At 48.8% G+C, this 15,806-nt stretch carries 18 protein-coding genes and 1 pseudogene; 16 read left to right on the forward strand and 3 right to left on the reverse strand.

What is annotated here, in order from left to right; all coding sequences use genetic code 11:
- Positions 1–69 precede the first annotated feature (69 nt).
- From KNO68_RS13675 to KNO68_RS13685, 3 genes and pseudogenes are all read left to right on the forward strand, one after another.
- Positions 70–1,083 carry a LacI family DNA-binding transcriptional regulator gene (locus tag KNO68_RS13675; protein WP_078146219.1) on the forward strand — a complete coding sequence of 338 codons (1,014 nt, stop codon included), beginning with the start codon at positions 70–72 and terminating at the stop codon, positions 1,081–1,083.
- Positions 1,084–1,268: 185 nt separating this feature from the next.
- Positions 1,269–2,152: pseudogene (locus KNO68_RS13680) on the forward strand (family 1 glycosylhydrolase); the annotation flags it as partial.
- 85 nt (positions 2,153–2,237) lie between these two features.
- Complete coding sequence (locus tag KNO68_RS13685) at positions 2,238–2,483, forward strand: hypothetical protein (protein WP_078146220.1); 246 nt, start codon at positions 2,238–2,240, stop codon at positions 2,481–2,483.
- Positions 2,484–2,963: 480 nt separating this feature from the next.
- Here the strand turns inward: KNO68_RS13685 and KNO68_RS13690 are convergent, their stop codons facing one another.
- Both KNO68_RS13690 and KNO68_RS13695 read right to left on the reverse strand, forming a co-directional pair.
- A complete protein-coding gene (locus tag KNO68_RS13690; protein WP_078146221.1) occupies positions 2,964–3,542 on the reverse strand; it encodes a hypothetical protein in 579 nt (192 codons plus the stop codon).
- Positions 3,539–3,865 carry a hypothetical protein gene (locus KNO68_RS13695; protein ID WP_078146222.1) on the reverse strand — a complete coding sequence of 109 codons (327 nt, stop codon included), beginning with the start codon at positions 3,863–3,865 and terminating at the stop codon, positions 3,539–3,541. The genes KNO68_RS13690 and KNO68_RS13695 overlap by 4 nt, the downstream gene beginning before the upstream one ends.
- Positions 3,866–4,078: 213 nt before the next feature.
- On the opposite strand from KNO68_RS13695, the gene KNO68_RS13700 reads away from it, so the two are divergent.
- From KNO68_RS13700 to KNO68_RS13730, 7 genes are read left to right on the forward strand one after another with little or no spacing between them, the layout of a single operon-like run.
- Positions 4,079–4,513: a hypothetical protein gene (locus tag KNO68_RS13700; protein ID WP_078146223.1), complete on the forward strand. Its 435-nt coding sequence runs from the start codon at positions 4,079–4,081 to the stop codon at positions 4,511–4,513.
- Complete coding sequence (locus KNO68_RS13705) at positions 4,510–4,938, forward strand: hypothetical protein (RefSeq protein ID WP_074032520.1); 429 nt, start codon at positions 4,510–4,512, stop codon at positions 4,936–4,938. Before KNO68_RS13700 ends, KNO68_RS13705 begins: the two co-directional genes overlap by 4 nt.
- Positions 4,939–5,388, forward strand: a complete 450-nt coding sequence (locus KNO68_RS13710) for a hypothetical protein (protein ID WP_215112644.1) — start codon at positions 4,939–4,941, stop codon at positions 5,386–5,388.
- Positions 5,372–5,842, forward strand: coding sequence for a hypothetical protein (locus KNO68_RS13715; RefSeq protein WP_215112645.1), 471 nt, complete (start codon positions 5,372–5,374; stop codon positions 5,840–5,842). Before KNO68_RS13710 ends, KNO68_RS13715 begins: the two co-directional genes overlap by 17 nt.
- A complete protein-coding gene (locus tag KNO68_RS13720; protein WP_074032517.1) occupies positions 5,821–6,339 on the forward strand; it encodes a hypothetical protein in 519 nt (172 codons plus the stop codon). Before KNO68_RS13715 ends, KNO68_RS13720 begins: the two co-directional genes overlap by 22 nt.
- Entirely contained in the window at positions 6,326–6,796 is a 471-nt protein-coding gene (locus KNO68_RS13725) for a hypothetical protein (protein ID WP_215112646.1), read from the forward strand. Before KNO68_RS13720 ends, KNO68_RS13725 begins: the two co-directional genes overlap by 14 nt.
- 26 nt (positions 6,797–6,822) lie before the next feature.
- Positions 6,823–7,566: an endonuclease/exonuclease/phosphatase family protein gene (locus KNO68_RS13730; RefSeq protein WP_215112647.1), complete on the forward strand. Its 744-nt coding sequence runs from the start codon at positions 6,823–6,825 to the stop codon at positions 7,564–7,566.
- Positions 7,567–7,597: 31 nt separating this feature from the next.
- On the opposite strand, the gene KNO68_RS13735 is transcribed toward KNO68_RS13730, so the two are convergent.
- Positions 7,598–7,933, reverse strand: a complete 336-nt coding sequence (locus tag KNO68_RS13735; RefSeq protein ID WP_078146229.1) for a hypothetical protein — start codon at positions 7,931–7,933, stop codon at positions 7,598–7,600.
- 412 nt (positions 7,934–8,345) lie between these two features.
- Between KNO68_RS13735 and glmS the strand changes: the two genes are divergently transcribed.
- The 6 genes from glmS to KNO68_RS13765 all read left to right on the forward strand — a co-directional run bounded on the left by glmS (position 8,346) and on the right by KNO68_RS13765 (position 15,793).
- Entirely contained in the window at positions 8,346–10,142 is a 1,797-nt protein-coding gene (gene glmS, locus KNO68_RS13740) for a glutamine--fructose-6-phosphate transaminase (isomerizing) (RefSeq protein ID WP_215112648.1), read from the forward strand.
- Between the two features lie 144 nt (positions 10,143–10,286).
- A complete protein-coding gene (locus tag KNO68_RS13745; RefSeq protein ID WP_078146232.1) occupies positions 10,287–10,556 on the forward strand; it encodes a PTS sugar transporter subunit IIB in 270 nt (89 codons plus the stop codon).
- Positions 10,546–12,576: a BglG family transcription antiterminator gene (locus KNO68_RS13750; protein ID WP_168169829.1), complete on the forward strand. Its 2,031-nt coding sequence runs from the start codon at positions 10,546–10,548 to the stop codon at positions 12,574–12,576. Before KNO68_RS13745 ends, KNO68_RS13750 begins: the two co-directional genes overlap by 11 nt.
- Positions 12,577–12,743: 167 nt before the next feature.
- The gene (locus tag KNO68_RS13755; protein ID WP_214758737.1) at positions 12,744–14,165 is read left to right on the forward strand and encodes a PTS mannitol transporter subunit IIBC; all 1,422 of its coding nucleotides are present in this window, start codon (positions 12,744–12,746) and stop codon (positions 14,163–14,165) included.
- A gap of 47 nt (positions 14,166–14,212) precedes the next feature.
- Positions 14,213–14,644 carry a PTS mannitol transporter subunit IIA gene (locus tag KNO68_RS13760; RefSeq protein WP_215112649.1) on the forward strand — a complete coding sequence of 144 codons (432 nt, stop codon included), beginning with the start codon at positions 14,213–14,215 and terminating at the stop codon, positions 14,642–14,644.
- Positions 14,645–15,793 carry a mannitol-1-phosphate 5-dehydrogenase gene (locus KNO68_RS13765; protein ID WP_215112650.1) on the forward strand — a complete coding sequence of 383 codons (1,149 nt, stop codon included), beginning with the start codon at positions 14,645–14,647 and terminating at the stop codon, positions 15,791–15,793.
- The last annotated feature ends 13 nt before the right edge of the window (positions 15,794–15,806 follow it).

Genomic DNA, 15,806 nt, shown 5'->3' on the forward strand with positions numbered 1-15,806 from the left:
AATTGATTCCTACAAATCCATACGCTACAATCAAATTACCGAAAGCGCTTTCGGGAAGAGGGGAATGACATGGGTACGATTTATGATTTAGCCAAAAAAACAGGATTCTCGATCACGACAGTGTCCAAAGCGTTGAACAATTACAAAGACGTGAGTGACAAGACGAGAGCGAAGATTCTTCAAGCCGCTGCTGAGATGGACTACTTGCCGAACGCACATGCCCAGTCGTTATCGACGAAAAAATCATGGGCAATTGGGGTCATGTTCTCAGAGGCGAATGAAGTTGGGATGAAACACCCGTTCTTCAACGGAATCATCGAAAGTTTTCGTCACGCGACAGAGGAGCAAGGCTATGATTTGATCTTCGCCTCGCGGAATCTACGCAATCGTGACATGAGTTACCTCGAACATTTTAAACACCGTGCGGTCGACGGCATCGTCGTCATCTGCTCGGACCGAATGGATGAGCAAGTTCAAGAGCTCATGCGAAGCGACATCCCAATCGTCGTCGTCGATATGGACAGCGCTAACTGTAGCGTGGTCTATTCCGATAACATCGAAGGGGCGCGTCTCGCCGTGAATTATCTCTATGAACTCGGTCACCGAAAAATTGCCCACATCGCTGGGGATGAAACGATTGACGCCGGAGCGGCGCGAATCAAAGGATATGAACTTGCGATGCAAGAGCTGGACCTTCCGATTCGACCGGGCTACCTCGTCAACGCCGGTTTCTTCTCGGTTGAGGAAGGCAAGCAAGCGATGGAACGATTGCTTGAACTAGACGATCAACCGACTGCAGTCTTTGTGGCCGGGGATCAAATGGCAATCGGTGTAATCGAAGCCATTCACGAACACGGTCTTCATGTCCCGAATGACATCTCTGTCATCGGATATGATGACATTGAAATGATACAATACATCACGCCGAAACTGACCACGATTCGCCAAGATACGGATGAAATCGGGGAAGCGGCAGCAGAACTTTTACTCGAACAAATGACCGCGAAAGAGCGACTCACCGAACGTCGCATCATTCCGGTACGCTTAGTCGAACGGGCATCTTGTGCGCCGGTCAAACAGTGATTTATAGCCAATGATATTTCGAAGTCGCTCTCTTTTCTTCAGCGGATGGAGAGGGGAGCGCGATTTCGAAAGTCGTTTTTAGAGAAAACCGAAACCGCTTTCGATAATTATCCACTCTTTTTGCAAACGCTCTCTACTATTACTTATAAAAAAGGATGGGAACAACACATGCGTAAACTTGTTAGCTTACTTACCATGAGCCTTGGTGTGCTGGCTTCCTCGGCTATACCATGTCGGTGTTCACGCACCGGGTCGTTGTGACATGAACGAAGCGGTACGCGCCGTGCACCGCATCTTGTTGTCGCACGGAAAAGCGGTCGAATTGTTGAAGCGAGAGATGACATCCACGACCCCGATCGGCATCACGCTCAACTTGTCACCGATCTACGCGAAGACGGATTCGGCGAATGACCGCCTTGCGATGAACAATGCCGACGGATATTCGAATCGTTGGTTCCTCGATCCGGTCTTTAAAGGCCAGTATCCGGTCGACATGATGAACTTGTTCTCTAAATATGTGCATAACTTCGATTTCATCCAATCGGGTGATATGGAGACAATCTCGACAGCTTGCAATTTCTTCGGCATTAACTTCTACAGCCGTGGCATTGTCAAGTTCAATGCAGCAAATGATTTCTTGAAGGCAGACGCTTACTCGGATTACGAGAAGACGGGCATGGGCAGGGATATCGCCCCGAACGAATTCAAAGACCTGATCCGTCGTTTACGCGCCGAGTATACTGACCTTCCCATCTACATCACAGAGAATGGCGCCGCATTTGACGACGTGCTGGAAAATGGCGAAGTCCATGACGATAATCGGATCGACTACGTCCGCCAGCACCTCGAAGCCGTTTCTGACTTGAACGATGAAGGCATGAACATTCAAGGCTACTACCTCTGGTCGCTCATGGATAACTTCGAATGGAGCTTCGGATACGAGAAACGCTTCGGAATCCTCTATATCGACTTTGAGACACAAGAGCGTATCTGGAAAGATAGCGCGAAGTGGTGTGCTGGTGTCATCGCCGACCATAAAGCCAAACACGCGGATAGCGTCGAGGCGTAACATGCATCCATCCCTGCCGCTACGGGGATGGATTTTTTGTGTGCATTTTATCTGTTACGGGAACTGTAAGAGGGGAGGGATATTCATGAAACGAGAATTTTCGACATACGAAGTAACAGGCTATGACGACCAAGGGAAGATCAAGTTCATTCATTTGAGAGAAGGGGAGTTCGTGTTGCCTATTGAGATCAAAGGGGACGATTTACGCAAAATCAAGAAGATGATGGAGCTTAATCCAGGAGTGACCGTGATTGTCCATGCGGCGATTGATCAGAGACGGATGCGGTTGTTAGAGGTCGACGGATACTCACTCCGAAAAGAAGAGACTTGACACTCCCACGATTAAAACCGTGGGATTCTGAAGTGCTTGTGCGAGCGCAGTCCATTTCTGTTTTGCTCAAGCCTTCAGATGAGGGTGTGCCATCACCCCTCCTGAGACAGATCATATAGATTCTCAGGCTGGTGGACTGTTACCATCCACCACAGGTCGTTGCAGGTGTGTCCATCTGATGTTTTAGCGTCTTTTGCATGACGACAGGCATCGTTTTACCGGTCATATGTTTTCATGACCGAACCGTATACGATTTTCAAGGGGCGATGGACGCAGGCGTTTTAGAGACTTGTTCTTGTCTATGGGATAAGTATACCCGAACGTCGGATGTAAAAATATCCGAACTCACTCTCATCCCATGCCTAAAGGCGGGCTATGAACGATATGGGCTTTCCCGTTCGTAAAATCTGTAAAACGCCAGCACCTCATACAGGGCTGGCGTTTGTTTATATTGGTCACCACTAAGCACCGAGGTACATCTCACGATTCGCTGGTGGCGACTTGATTAGATTGACTGATCCGTCTGACCCGTTTCAAAACATCCCGCTTCGGTAAGTCCGGGTAATCCCTCTGTATGCGTTCGACGCAGAAGACGATTGTTTCCGTGCGTAACAAGTGAACAATCTGTTGATCAATCGAATCGAGCTCGAGTGGCGTCTTTTCTTTCAAATCCTCCCGGTTTATCCAAAACGATGTACCGAATACGTGCACGAATACAATCGCCATGACAGTGAGCGTCGATAAATCGATAGACGGAAAGAGAGTCAGTACGACGTATAGACTGATTCCGCTCACGATTCCATGAAGAATGCTGTCGAGTAGACGCGGTATGTTCGTATGAACAAACGAACGTAATGCTCCCGTTAACGCATCAACGAAAAAACTGAGGATTGTCGACAACAGATAGAAACAACCGAGCATAGCGAGTGTTGATAAGACCGGGAACGATGTGTCTTCAAGTAAATAGATGAGAATCCAATCGACGGCAAGTAGTGGTAGTGGGGTGAGGGCGAGCGCTAGAATGGACGCGCCCCATCCGAGGCCTGTCACAACCTTCATGAGATGTGAGCCCGATACCGTCCGAGCGCGATGAATGCAGCAATCAGACAGACCATATGTAGCACGACCCCGATGAGCATGGCGTACGGGATGATGGACTGGAAGCCAAGACCGAATGCGAGGGTGGCACTCGATAAGATGATGAAGCTCGCTGTATAATTTCGGACGATTGTTTTCTGCTTCTTCATATGTACCACCGAGTATCCCGCAATGAGTAAAAAGACGGGAGACAACATGATGGGGTAAACCGATTGAAGCAACAATCCGATTAATCCCGATAGACCTGCGATAAAGGCGAATATAGAAGGGTAAAATGCTTTCAAATTTCCAACTCCTTAACTCTTTTTCCTACATATAACAGCCCTTTTCATTGCTGAGAAGGGCTGTCGTTTTTGTTTCAGGCATATCTCTTTCATTCGTCAATTGTTGAAAAAAGTCGAACGATTCATTGCGAGAATATTCGGAAAATGTGAAACAATATAAAAAGAGATTGCGTATAAGAAAGGTGGGTCCTGTAAAGAAAGGGTGTTTGTTAAGTGAACAATCAAAATCGATTTGTACAAGAGGATACATGGTGGAAGTCATCACTTCGAATAAAATATACCTCGTTTGCGTTCATACTCATGGCTCTTGCCGTGTCATACTTCGAAGGTAATGTATGGTTGACAGTTCCACTCATTGTTGTCGGAATCGCGATGATTGGGATAGATGTTAGCAAGTATCAGAAACATCGTACGCATGAAAGCGAAAAAATTAAAGTCAAGTCTCTAAAATGGGAGCTCATATATGATTTAGTGGATTCAGCAATCCTCATTGTGATCACGGTGGCGCTTCTCATTATGCAAGTTGACACATTGACAATTTTTGTTGTTCTCACCTTGTGGATGGTGTTCGGTCAGACTTTCCAAAGACAGTTTGGAGAACGCATGCCTTTGATGGATCAATCCGAGAAACAACGGTTGAAGAGATGAATGAACGCATAACGCAAGAAAAAGCATGGAAGCGTTTATTCGACCAATGGATCTTCGGCATATTTGGAACATTAGTGGTACTCATGTTTCCTATCAGTTTATGGACGGATGACCTTACATGGGGTGTGCTGTATATCGCCTGCACACTCATTCCGCTGAACATGTTATATGTGAAGCGTTATCAGATGCGTCTGGGGTTTCAACCAGAGTTGAAAGGGTTATATCGTCGTCAGCTTGCTCGGGACGGGATCAACAGTGTTGCCTTTTTTCTCGCATTGAATCATCAATTATTGTTCACATCAAACGTGGCGTATGTATGTGTCACGGTTTTCATCGTAGGCGCGATGTTATGGACATGGAACGTGGAGGCGCAGACAAAACGACAAGATGTAGAGTGTATCAACTTTAACAAGGAGGCGATATAAGTGGAGCAAGACGTAAAGTGGATGCGACGAATGCGACGGTATGCCGTACCCATCTTGATTCTTTATGTCACGGCCGTCATTGTCGCTCTCTTATTAGATAAAATGTGGCTCATTCCCATCATGGGTTCGGTCTCCTTAATCATCGTCGTGATGGGTTTTCAAGAGATGCGTATCATGTGGCGAATGACAAAACATCCGAAGGCGCATCGAATGCTTATATTCCAATACGTATTCGAATGGGTGGATGCGATTTTGTTGACGGCGCTCATGGTGACCCTGCTGACAGCGGAAGATTTTGGTCTCGTGATCGGTCTCTTTTTTGGGATATGGGGACTACTCAGTCCAATCCGTCAGAAATGGTTCACGAAACAACTCAAACGTGTTGAACCAGAGCTTCCAACGTATGAAGAGGTGATTGAAGGGAAGGTCTCGCATGAATCGTCCATTTGAACTCACCGTAACGCATGCCAAACAGTTCGAGCGGTTCTTTGGTTGGCCCGTACTCGTCATTTTCTTGATTTCGTTCATCGTGATGTTGCGGACACAGGCGATGTGGGTCATCTCGATCATGTTGGTCGTATCCATGGGCTTGGCTTATAAAGGATATATGGAATATCGAATCATTCGCCATTTTGCCGAACATCGAGCGGTCGCTCGCGTGTTACGCTATCGACTCATTGATTGTTGGATTGATGCCGTTTCTTTATTTGCGTTGTTCATCCCAATGTATGTAAACGAAGATGCCTTCATCCTAATTGGCGGAATCGTCGCCCTTTGGGGGTTGACGAAATCGTATCGAGAGAAGAAGTGGAAAGAGCGAATTCATGCACATCAGTCAAGGCTGCCGACGTATGAAGAGGTGTTAGAAGGAGGAGAATACGTATGGAACCATCACCAACAGTAAAGTCACAAATCGACACGATTTTAAAAGTAGATCGCTGGACCGGATGGGGTGTCGGAATCATCGGAATCGGACTCGTTGTCAGTTTTTTGATTTACGCCTCGTATTGGACACTCTCGGACGGCGTGATCACCGGGACGCTATATGCGGTGCTAGCTGTCGTGTTGACAGGTATCTTTGTTCGATATCAGATGTGGCTTCGTTTCGTGAAGAATCAAACGGCGCGTAACCTCTTATCATTCAAAATGATGGCGCACACGCTCGCTTTGACGGGTGTCGGGATGTATGGGCTCTTCTACTTCACGAGTGAAGCGACGAGCACACAATCGTTCCGAATGTTTCTCCTTTCCCAGCTGACGTTTTTCGGGATTGAATACTTGGCGAAGCGGTTCGACCGCGTCATTCAGTCTTATGATGAGAACTATTTGACGGATCAAGATTTAAAAGAAATTCGTGAAGTCCGCGAATACGAGAAGGAGCAACGTCGTGAACAAGCGTGATCAGATGAGAGAATTGACTAAATTCGATGAATCGGGAAAGTGGACTGTTAGTATGATGAGCGGCGCGCTTGCACTCATGCTTTTCTTCGCTGTAGAAAAAGGTTGGATTTCGTTGGTAGGTGTATTGTTGATTTCAGAAATCGCTGCCTTACCTGCATGGAAGAAGACGTGGGACCGAGAAGCAATCAAGAAGCGCTATCTGACATCGAGAGAAGCAAAACGACTTGCGCATTGGAACTCGATTACTGGACTGATTGGGTATCCGTTCGTGATTGTATTTCTATATTTCACAGTTACCGAGCAGATCTCGACGCTTGCTTTCTTTGTAACGATTGCAGTGCTCATACCGAGTTCTATAATGATGCATCGATTGTATGAACAACATATGGTCCGACTTGATGAGAACTATGTCACAGAACGTGAATTAAGAGAAGAACAAAAATGGGGGAGCGCGTGACTCACTCGAGAAAGTAGGAATATGAAGTGAGGATTGCGACGTATAACATTTGGAATCATGACACGCTATGGCAAAAACGAATCGATGCGATTTGCCAAGAAGTAAAACGAATCAACGCGGACGTGATTGCACTGCAAGAAGTCCGTTCTTATGAAAAAGGCAGTGTAGCTCATGATATTGCGGAAGCAACGGGTTATCCGTTTTGCTTCTTTCATCCTTACCCCGACTCACCGGACGAAGGACTCGCTTTTTTGAGTAATATTCCTTTGTCTTCAGTTGAAGCGATTTGGGCAGAGGATGTGGAAGAGTCAAACTATTGTGCGACTCGAGTGACGCTTACGTTCGGCGGTCAGGAATGGGGCATCACGAATGTGCATCTGAACTGGCACTCTTCTTCGATTCGAGAATGCCAGATGAAAGTGGTACGAGACTGGTTAAGCAAGGGGCGCCAAAAGGCGATTGAAGTGTTGTGTGGAGATTTCAATGATCATCCTCGATCGAATATCTATGATGATGTATCAGATGCAGGGTGGCTGGACGTGACGACGTTTGTTGGCGAAGAGGCACGCCCGACGTTAGACGTAAAGCACAATCCGTACCTACAATCTTCTCATCTCGAGCAGCCTGAACGATATGATTGGATTCTGGTACGTTCGGAATGTAGTGAACTCGAGGTTCAGCATATCGATATATTCGGCGACATGCGGACGAGTAGGGATGTTGTACCGAGTGATCATTACGGTGTGATGGTTGACTTCACCCTGAATTAAAAAGGAGGATGTGCGATTGCGCATCCTCTTTTTATTTGAATAATCGAGCGATGAACCCCACACATGCCGCAAAGGGAAGAAGGAGAAGAAGTCCGAGCCATTGATTGCGCCAAACGACAAACCAGAAAGCGGCTTGCAGACATAGGATGCCGACTGCGGCAAAAATCACGAAAAAGAATGCTTTCTTACGGGTGGAGCGGTCACCCCACCATTCCTTGAAATAAGGGAAACTGCAGAGAAAAGCCATAGCCATAAAGAAAATCGCAGGAAACAACATGACATCCCCTAACGTGCTATTGCCTTCAAATTCGAGCCACCTGGATAAGACGGATAACAGAATGCCGATCAATAGGAAGATTCCACCCATGTGTTTCCCCTCGTTTCTTTACTCGTTACTTGTATCATGCCCGTTCTCTCCCTACTCGAAAACCTGATGGATTGATGGCTTTTTAGTGAAAGTGGTGACTTTTACATGAACGGTAAAAAAGTATTTAGCGACTACTTTAACAATTTCTCTATCCAACACGCCTTGTACTCGATAGCATGAAAGCGTATCTGGAGAAACGGCTAGATATGAAGTGGAAGCGCCAGAACTCTGCGGAGTTGACGAGGACGAAGGTGATCGAGATTTCGGCGGATGCCTTCCAGTCGCGTGTCACGACTGAGAGAGTCTTGATAAAACGTTCGGGTGACCGGGCGGACAAAACGAGACTTGATGACATCACTCAAAAAAGCCCGTTTCCTTTTTCGAGAAATCGAAGAATAGAGGAGATTTGTTTATGTGTGGAATCGTAGGAATGATTGGACAAGTTGGAACGAAAGAGATTTTATTGAAAGGGCTTGAAAAGCTCGAGTATCGTGGCTATGATTCAGCAGGAATTGCCTTAGTCGGTGAAAACGTTCGTACGTTCAAAGAAGTGGGACGGATTCAAGCACTCCGTGACATTGTACCGGCTGATGCTGAAGGAACAATCGGAATCGGCCACACACGTTGGGCGACACACGGGGTACCGAGCGTGCCGAACGCCCACCCGCATCAGAGCACGACAGGACGTTTCACGCTCGTGCACAACGGCGTGATCGAGAACGACGAACAATTGAAAGCCACGCTCGACGTCCCGTTCCTTTCGGAGACGGACACGGAAGTCATCGTCCAGCTCATGGAGAAACACTTCGTCGAGCTCGGCGACGTCGAGGCGGCGTTCCGCAAGACGCTCTCGGACCTCCACGGTTCGTATGCGATCGCGATGATCGACTCAGAGGACAAAGAGCGCCTCTATATCGGGAAGAACAAGTCACCGCTCCTCGTCGGAATCGGTGACGGCACGTTCAACGTCGTCGCATCAGACGCGATGGCGATGCTCCAGGTGACAGATCAGTACCTCGAGCTCCACGATGGTGAGATCGTCATCCTCACACGTGAGTCGGCGACGATCAAGACGCTCGACGGCGAAGTACTCGAGCGTGCACCATACACGGCCGAGATTGATGCGTCAGACATCGAGAAGGGCACGTACGCGCACTACATGTTGAAGGAGATGGACGAGCAACCGGCCGTCATCCGCAACATCATCCAGCATTACCAGAACGAGAACGGTGACATCGAACTCACGGACGGCGTGCGTGAACTCGTCTCGGAAGCGGACCGTGTCTATATCGTCGCATGTGGGACGAGCTATAACGCCGGACTCGTCGGAAAAGACATTTTAGAACGCATCGCCGGCATTCCGACAGAAGTGCACGTTTCTTCTGAATTTGGCTACAATATGCCGCTCTTAAGTGAACGTCCGTTGTTCGTCTTCTTATCACAATCCGGTGAGACGGCGGACAGCCGTGCCGTCCTCGTCGAAGTGAAGAAACGCGGATATAAAGCGCTCACTATGACGAATGTACCGGGTTCAACGCTCTCACGCGAAGCGAACGAGACGATGCTCCTCCACGCCGGACCGGAAATCGCCGTCGCGTCGACGAAAGCGTACACGGCACAGATTGGCGTCCTCGCGATTCTCGCGTATGACATCGCTCGTGCGACAGGGAAAGAATTACCGTTCGACCTGATGCCGGAGCTTGCACGTGTTGCGACCATTATGGACTCGATCATGGCGCAAAAAGAGTTGTTCGAAGACCTCGCGGAACGTTATTTGAAAACGACACCGAACACGTTCTTCATCGGTCGTGGGCTTGACGCTTCTGTCTGTCTCGAAGGAGCGCTCAAAGTAAAAGAGATTTCGTATATCCAAGCGGAAGGATACCCAGGTGGGGAACTGAAGCACGGGTCGATCGCCTTGATTGAAGACGGAACACCGGTTATCGCGCTCATCTCGCAACCGAAGACGAACTTGAATATTCGTGGAAACGTTAAAGAGGTCGTTGCCCGTGGCGCGAACGCCTGTATCATTTCCATGCAAGGCGTGGAACATGAGAATGATGACTTCATCTTGCCGCACGTCGAGCCACTCTTGGCACCGCTCATTAACGTCTTACCGGTTCAGTTGATGGCATATTATGCGGCGCTCGCCCGCGGCTGTGACGTCGACAAGCCACGGAACTTGGCGAAATCGGTGACGGTCGAATAAACTGAACATAGTGTAAGGCACCTTTCTTCAGGAGAGGTGCTTTTTACTACTTGCCGATATCTTTGCCAACAAGCAAAATAGTAGGATAAGTAAGCGGTTCCAACTTATGATTAGATAAAGATAAGCGACGAAAGAAGGGCTGACATGAACGTATACATTGCTTGCCATAGCGGATTTGTGACGAGTGCGATGGCGGCGAAGTTGTTCGCACAGGCAAGCGAGGGGCGCTTGTCTTGTACGATTACGCACGGAACGATTCAAAACATCCCGAATGAGGTGGATTTGATTCTCTATCAGGAAGGGGCGACCCCGGTCACCCATCCGACCGCATGTGTCCGGTCAGTCCGACAACTCCTGTCGCTCGAGGAATACCGACTACTTGTAGAAGAATGGATGGATGAGCATGAGACATGAGTGGACCACGAGAGAACGGTCGATTTTACTACACTTATTAGCAACTGAGACATCGGCACCGCTCGCCGAAATCGCGCAAGCAGTGAATTTGTCTGAGCGCACGATTCAACGAGAACGACAATTACTTGAAGGCATCTTAAAAGAGTTCGAACTCGAACTCGCTTGGCAACGCGGTCATGGACTGAGCCTGGTCGGCAAACCATCTGCGAAGCAACAGTTACGAGAAGACCTCATCTTATCCGCAGAAGCGATCCCGACGAGCGAGGACCGCTTATTTGAGCTGGCGTGGCGTCTCTTGTTCGAGAACGATACGCTTAAATTGCAGGCGGTCGCCAAACAGATGCACGTCTCGCCGAGTACGTTGACACAAGACCTAGAGAAATTGGATCGATGGTTCGAAGAGTATCATTTAGAAGTTGAACGGAAAAAAGGTGTTGGGGCTAGAGTGCTCGGTTATGAGTCCGAGAAGCGTAAGCTACTCATCAACGCTCTGCTTGCCCACTGGGACACGCTCGCATTTTATCGCTTCGTCCGTGGAGAAGACGACTACATTCCTGCTTTTTTAAAGATGGTACCATGCGAGGAGATGCTTGAAGGTCTTCGAGACGGTTATGATTATTTGAAATCCCTTTCGTTTGAGCGGATGGACGACCGCACCATCATGCGAGTCACGTTCGCTTACGGCGTGCAACAAGAGCGGTTAGCGTCTGGATTCTTTTTAGAGATGTATACGAAAGGACGGTCCGAGGACTATCTGAAAGTCGCCACCGATATGGAAGCGGCTCTCGGTATCACTTACTCGATGGCGGAACGCGTCTGGTTCGCGGAAGAGGCGAATCGTCTGCGCTCAATTAAAGATCAAATGAAAGAAGACGAGGAAGAACGCTGGATCATGCAGATTCGGGTGCATAAACTGATTCATCACGTCTCGCTCATCTACGGGTTTACCTTTACGGATGACGCGGCTCTCGAACGAGGACTGCTTGCTCACATCCTCTCGAGTATGAATACGCAGGCGCTACCAGAGACGAGTACGGTCAAGCCCCACATCGACCGCGACTATCCGGGACTTCGTTCGGCGATTCAACAGGCCGCCGACATCGTCTTTGGGACGAATACGTTCTCCGAAGAAGAAACGGTTTTTTGGGCGATGCACTTTGCGGCAGCACTCGTCAAACCGGTGCGCCGCCGCGAATATCGGGCGCTCGTCATCTGTTCGGCCGGACTCGGTTCGTCGAAGATGCTCGTCAATCGGGTACGCCAAGAGTTCCCAGAGATGCAAGACGTCGTCAACTCATCACTTTTCGGACTCGAACAGCACCGACTTGAGGAATATGATGTCATCTTGTCGACGGTGCCATTACCACCACTCTCGGTACCGACATTGATTGTCAATCCGTTGTTGACGAGTGAAGAAGTACAGCGCGTCCGTCATCTTTTACTATCTTTACCGCAATCCTTTCAGACACTCGCAACGAAGCCGCGTTCAACGATGCTTGATTTCGCAGAACTCGGGGAATTGGTCGAGACGTTCGAGCGGATGGATGACCAGTTCGATTTGGTCACGCTCAATAATACGGATCGTTTAGAAGATATCTTGCTTGATATCGGTACACATTTAGAAGAACGTGACCTCGTACAAAGCGGAATTCAGCTCTCTGCCCAACTGCTTCGTCGTCACGAGGTCGCGGGCCTTGGGGTGCCTGGTACGAAACTGGCGTTATTCCACGGACGACATGCCTCGATTGAGAAGGCGAGTGTGTTTGCGTTTGATTTAACGACATCGATCCCACTCCTTATGATGGATCAGTCGACCGAACCGGTGACACGTCTTCTTGTCTTGCTGGCACCGGAAGAAGCACGTGACGTCGAGCTTCAGTTCCTAAGTGCGATCAGCGGGTCGCTCATTGAGAGTGAGGAGCATATGCGTCTTTATAGCACGGGAACGAAAGAAGATCTTCGTTTACTCCTACACGAATGCATGAAGAAAATGATTCATGAGACGTTGTACGAAAAATGACCGAACCATGGTCATTTTTTTGTTTGGCACAAAATGTTGCCAAAGTGTGAACTGGATTGAATTGAGAAAGCGCTTACTCCAGGCATACAATACAGGTGTAGAGCACAAACCGGTTAGCTACACTACACATTCAACCTTTCACATTTAAACGACTGGAGGTTTTATACATGGCGAATACGCAAGCAAGCTCGGGCGGGGTCCGAGTCAAAGTACAACGGTTCGGTAGTTTCCTCAGTGGGATGGTCATGCCGAACATCGGCGCCTTCATTGCCTGGGGGATTATCACAGCACTCTTCATTCCAACAGGATGGTGGCCAAACGAAAAATTAGCAGAACTCGTTGGTCCAACCATCACGTATCTCTTACCATTACTCATCGGTTTCACTGGTGGTAAATTACTTCATGACGTACGAGGCGGTGTCGTCGGGGCACTCGCCACGATGGGGGTCATCGTCGGTACCGACATTCCGATGTTCCTCGGTGCGATGATCATGGGTCCACTCGGTGGTTATGTCATCCGCCAAGTCGACCGTGCCCTTGAAGGCAAAGTTAAAGCGGGATTTGAAATGCTCGTCAACAACTTCTCAGTTGGAATCATCGGTGGTCTTCTCATGCTTGGAGGATTTGAAATCTTCGGTCCGATCATGAGCGCCCTCGATAAAGTCATGGCGGCAGGTGTTGACTGGATCGTCGGCGCGAAATTGCTTCCGGTCGCAAGTCTGTTCATCGAACCAGCAAAAGTTCTCTTCTTGAACAACGCCATCAACCACGGGATCTTGAGCCCGCTTGGTGTCGATCAAGTCGCAGACGCTGGAAAGTCCGTTCTCTTCTTACTTGAGGCGAACCCAGGACCAGGTCTTGGATTACTTCTCGCCTATATGTTCTTCGCCAAAGGTGCAGCGAAACGTACGGCACCGGGTGCAGCCATCATTCATTTCCTTGGTGGGATTCACGAGATTTACTTCCCATATGTGTTGATGAAGCCAGTCTTGATCCTTGCGATGATCGCAGGGGGCGCAACAGGGATCTTCACGTTCGTACTCTTTGATGTCGGTCTCGTCGCACCGGCTTCACCAGGTAGTATCTTTGCCATTCTTGCGATGGCGTCACGCGGTTCATATCTCGGACTCGTGGCAGGGATTCTCTTGTCAGCAGCGGTCACGTTCGCTGTGGCTAGTGTTATCTTGAAATCGAGCGCAGCAGAGGAAGTATCACTCGAAGAAGCGACACAAAACGTGAGTGCGATGAAAGGCAAGCAGTCTTACGCATCGGCTCTCGTGACAGATCGTCTTGATAAAGTCGACCATATCATCTTCGCTTGTGACGCTGGGATGGGATCGAGTGCCATGGGAGCATCGGTTCTTCGGAACAAGGTCAACAAAGCGAACTTGCCAATCAAAGTGACGAACACGTCCATCAGCAACTTGCCGAAAGGTGCTCAGTTTGTCATCACACACGAAGATTTGACGGAGCGCGCGGAAGCGCAAGCGCCGAATGCGATTCATCGTTCGGTCACGAACTTCTTGAACGCCGATTACTATGACCAATTAGTAGAAGAAATTAAAGCGGAACGTAGCAAAATTTCTTGAACTCAGAACAGATAGAGACACGGTTTAGCCATTAGGAGGAAATTAAAATGCCATTCATTCAAACAGAGATGATTCGACTTAACCAAACACTCGCTACGACAGAGGAAGCAATCACAGCAGCCGGAGCCGTCCTACAAGACGCCGGCTGTGTGACGCCGGAGTATGTAGAAGCGATGCATGAACGTCAAGCGATCGCAAACGTCTATATCGGAAATCACGTCGCCATTCCACACGGTACAGAAGCAGCGAAATCAGCGGTTCAGAAGACGGGGATCTCGTTCCTGCAAGTACCAGACGGTGTCGACTTTGGAGGTCAAACGGCCAAACTCGTCATCGGAATTGCAGGCGTGAATGATGAACATTTAGAGCTCCTATCGCAAATCGCGATTCTATGCTCAGACGAAAGCAATGTAGAGCGTCTTGTTCAGGCGAAAACGAAGGAAGAAATCTTGGCGCTCTTTATGGAAGAGGTGGCGTAAATGAAAGCTGTTCACTTTGGGGCAGGGAACATCGGACGAGGCTTTATCGGATTATTGCTCAACCAAAGCGGTTACGAGGTGACGTTTGTCGACATCAATGACACGGTCATCGAAGCGCTTGAGGCAAAACGTCATTATGAGGTCGGGTTTGCGGAAGATGGCGTCGATTGTGTCGTCGTCGACCGAGTTCGCGGTGTCAACAGTTTGAAAGAACCAGCTCGGGTCGTGGACTTGATTGCAGAAGCAGATCTCGTGACGACGGCTGTCGGACCGTCACTCCTCTCAAAAGTGGCACCCTTGATCAGTGAAGGACTTCGTGCTCGTGAAGTCGAGGATGCACCGGTCTATGTCATCGCATGTGAGAACATGATTGGTGGGAGTGCAATTCTTCGCCAAGAAGTAGAGGCGTGTGGTGGTGTCGGGGAGGCGAATGTCTTCTTCCCGAACGCAGCAGTCGACCGCATCGTCCCGCTACAACAACATGAGGATCCGCTTTACGTGGAAGTCGAGACGTTCCATGAATGGGTCATCGAGACACAAGGGCTCAACGAACAACCACCGATTCAAGGTGTGACATGGGTTGAAGAAATCGGACCGTATATCGAACGAAAATTATTCACGGTCAATACGGGACACGCCATCGCCTCTTATATCGGCTCGTTGTTCGGAAAGGCGACGATTGACGAGGCGCTGCAAGATCGCCGTGTGCGTCAAGTCGTCCAAGGCGCATTGTATGAGACAGGGTGGTTATTGCTTGAGAAATACGGATTCGAGGCGAAAGAGCATAGCCAATATATTCAAAAGATCATCAAGCGTTTTGAAAACCCGAAATTGAAGGATGAAGTGTCGCGTGTGGCGCGTTCACCGATTCGTAAACTAGGACCGAGCGACCGTCTCGTCAAGCCGGCACGTGAATTGATGAATAACGGCATCGAGCCGAACGAACTCGCTTACGGGATTGCAGCAGCCCTTCATTACTACAACCCGGAGGATTCGGAATCATCGGAGCTGAATTTGTCGATCGAAGAACACGGCATCTCGTCAACGATTGAAAAATACCTTCATCTTCGTGAAGGGGACACGTTGACTCAGTTGATTCTCGATCAATATCATTTGATTCGTGAAGAAGAAAAAGAACATGTGTCTTAATAAAAAATCGCTT

The sequence above is a fragment of the Exiguobacterium sp. s75 genome (assembly GCF_018617145.1).
Classification (GTDB): domain Bacteria; phylum Bacillota; class Bacilli; order Exiguobacteriales; family Exiguobacteriaceae; genus Exiguobacterium; species Exiguobacterium profundum.

Coding starts and splice junctions, on each gene's coding strand:
- KNO68_RS13675 (WP_078146219.1), top strand. CDS start 70: ATGGGTACGATTTATGATTTAGCCAAAAAAACAGGATTCTCGATCACG.
- KNO68_RS13685 (WP_078146220.1), top strand. CDS start 2,238: ATGAAACGAGAATTTTCGACATACGAAGTAACAGGCTATGACGACCAA.
- KNO68_RS13690 (WP_078146221.1), bottom strand. CDS start 3,542: ATGAAGGTTGTGACAGGCCTCGGATGGGGCGCGTCCATTCTAGCGCTC.
- KNO68_RS13705 (WP_074032520.1), top strand. CDS start 4,510: ATGAATGAACGCATAACGCAAGAAAAAGCATGGAAGCGTTTATTCGAC.
- KNO68_RS13715 (WP_215112645.1), top strand. CDS start 5,372: ATGAATCGTCCATTTGAACTCACCGTAACGCATGCCAAACAGTTCGAG.
- KNO68_RS13720 (WP_074032517.1), top strand. CDS start 5,821: ATGGAACCATCACCAACAGTAAAGTCACAAATCGACACGATTTTAAAA.
- KNO68_RS13735 (WP_078146229.1), bottom strand. CDS start 7,933: ATGGGTGGAATCTTCCTATTGATCGGCATTCTGTTATCCGTCTTATCC.
- glmS (WP_215112648.1), top strand. CDS start 8,346: ATGTGTGGAATCGTAGGAATGATTGGACAAGTTGGAACGAAAGAGATT.
- KNO68_RS13745 (WP_078146232.1), top strand. CDS start 10,287: ATGAACGTATACATTGCTTGCCATAGCGGATTTGTGACGAGTGCGATG.
- KNO68_RS13750 (WP_168169829.1), top strand. CDS start 10,546: ATGAGACATGAGTGGACCACGAGAGAACGGTCGATTTTACTACACTTA.
- KNO68_RS13755 (WP_214758737.1), top strand. CDS start 12,744: ATGGCGAATACGCAAGCAAGCTCGGGCGGGGTCCGAGTCAAAGTACAA.
- KNO68_RS13760 (WP_215112649.1), top strand. CDS start 14,213: ATGCCATTCATTCAAACAGAGATGATTCGACTTAACCAAACACTCGCT.
- KNO68_RS13765 (WP_215112650.1), top strand. CDS start 14,645: ATGAAAGCTGTTCACTTTGGGGCAGGGAACATCGGACGAGGCTTTATC.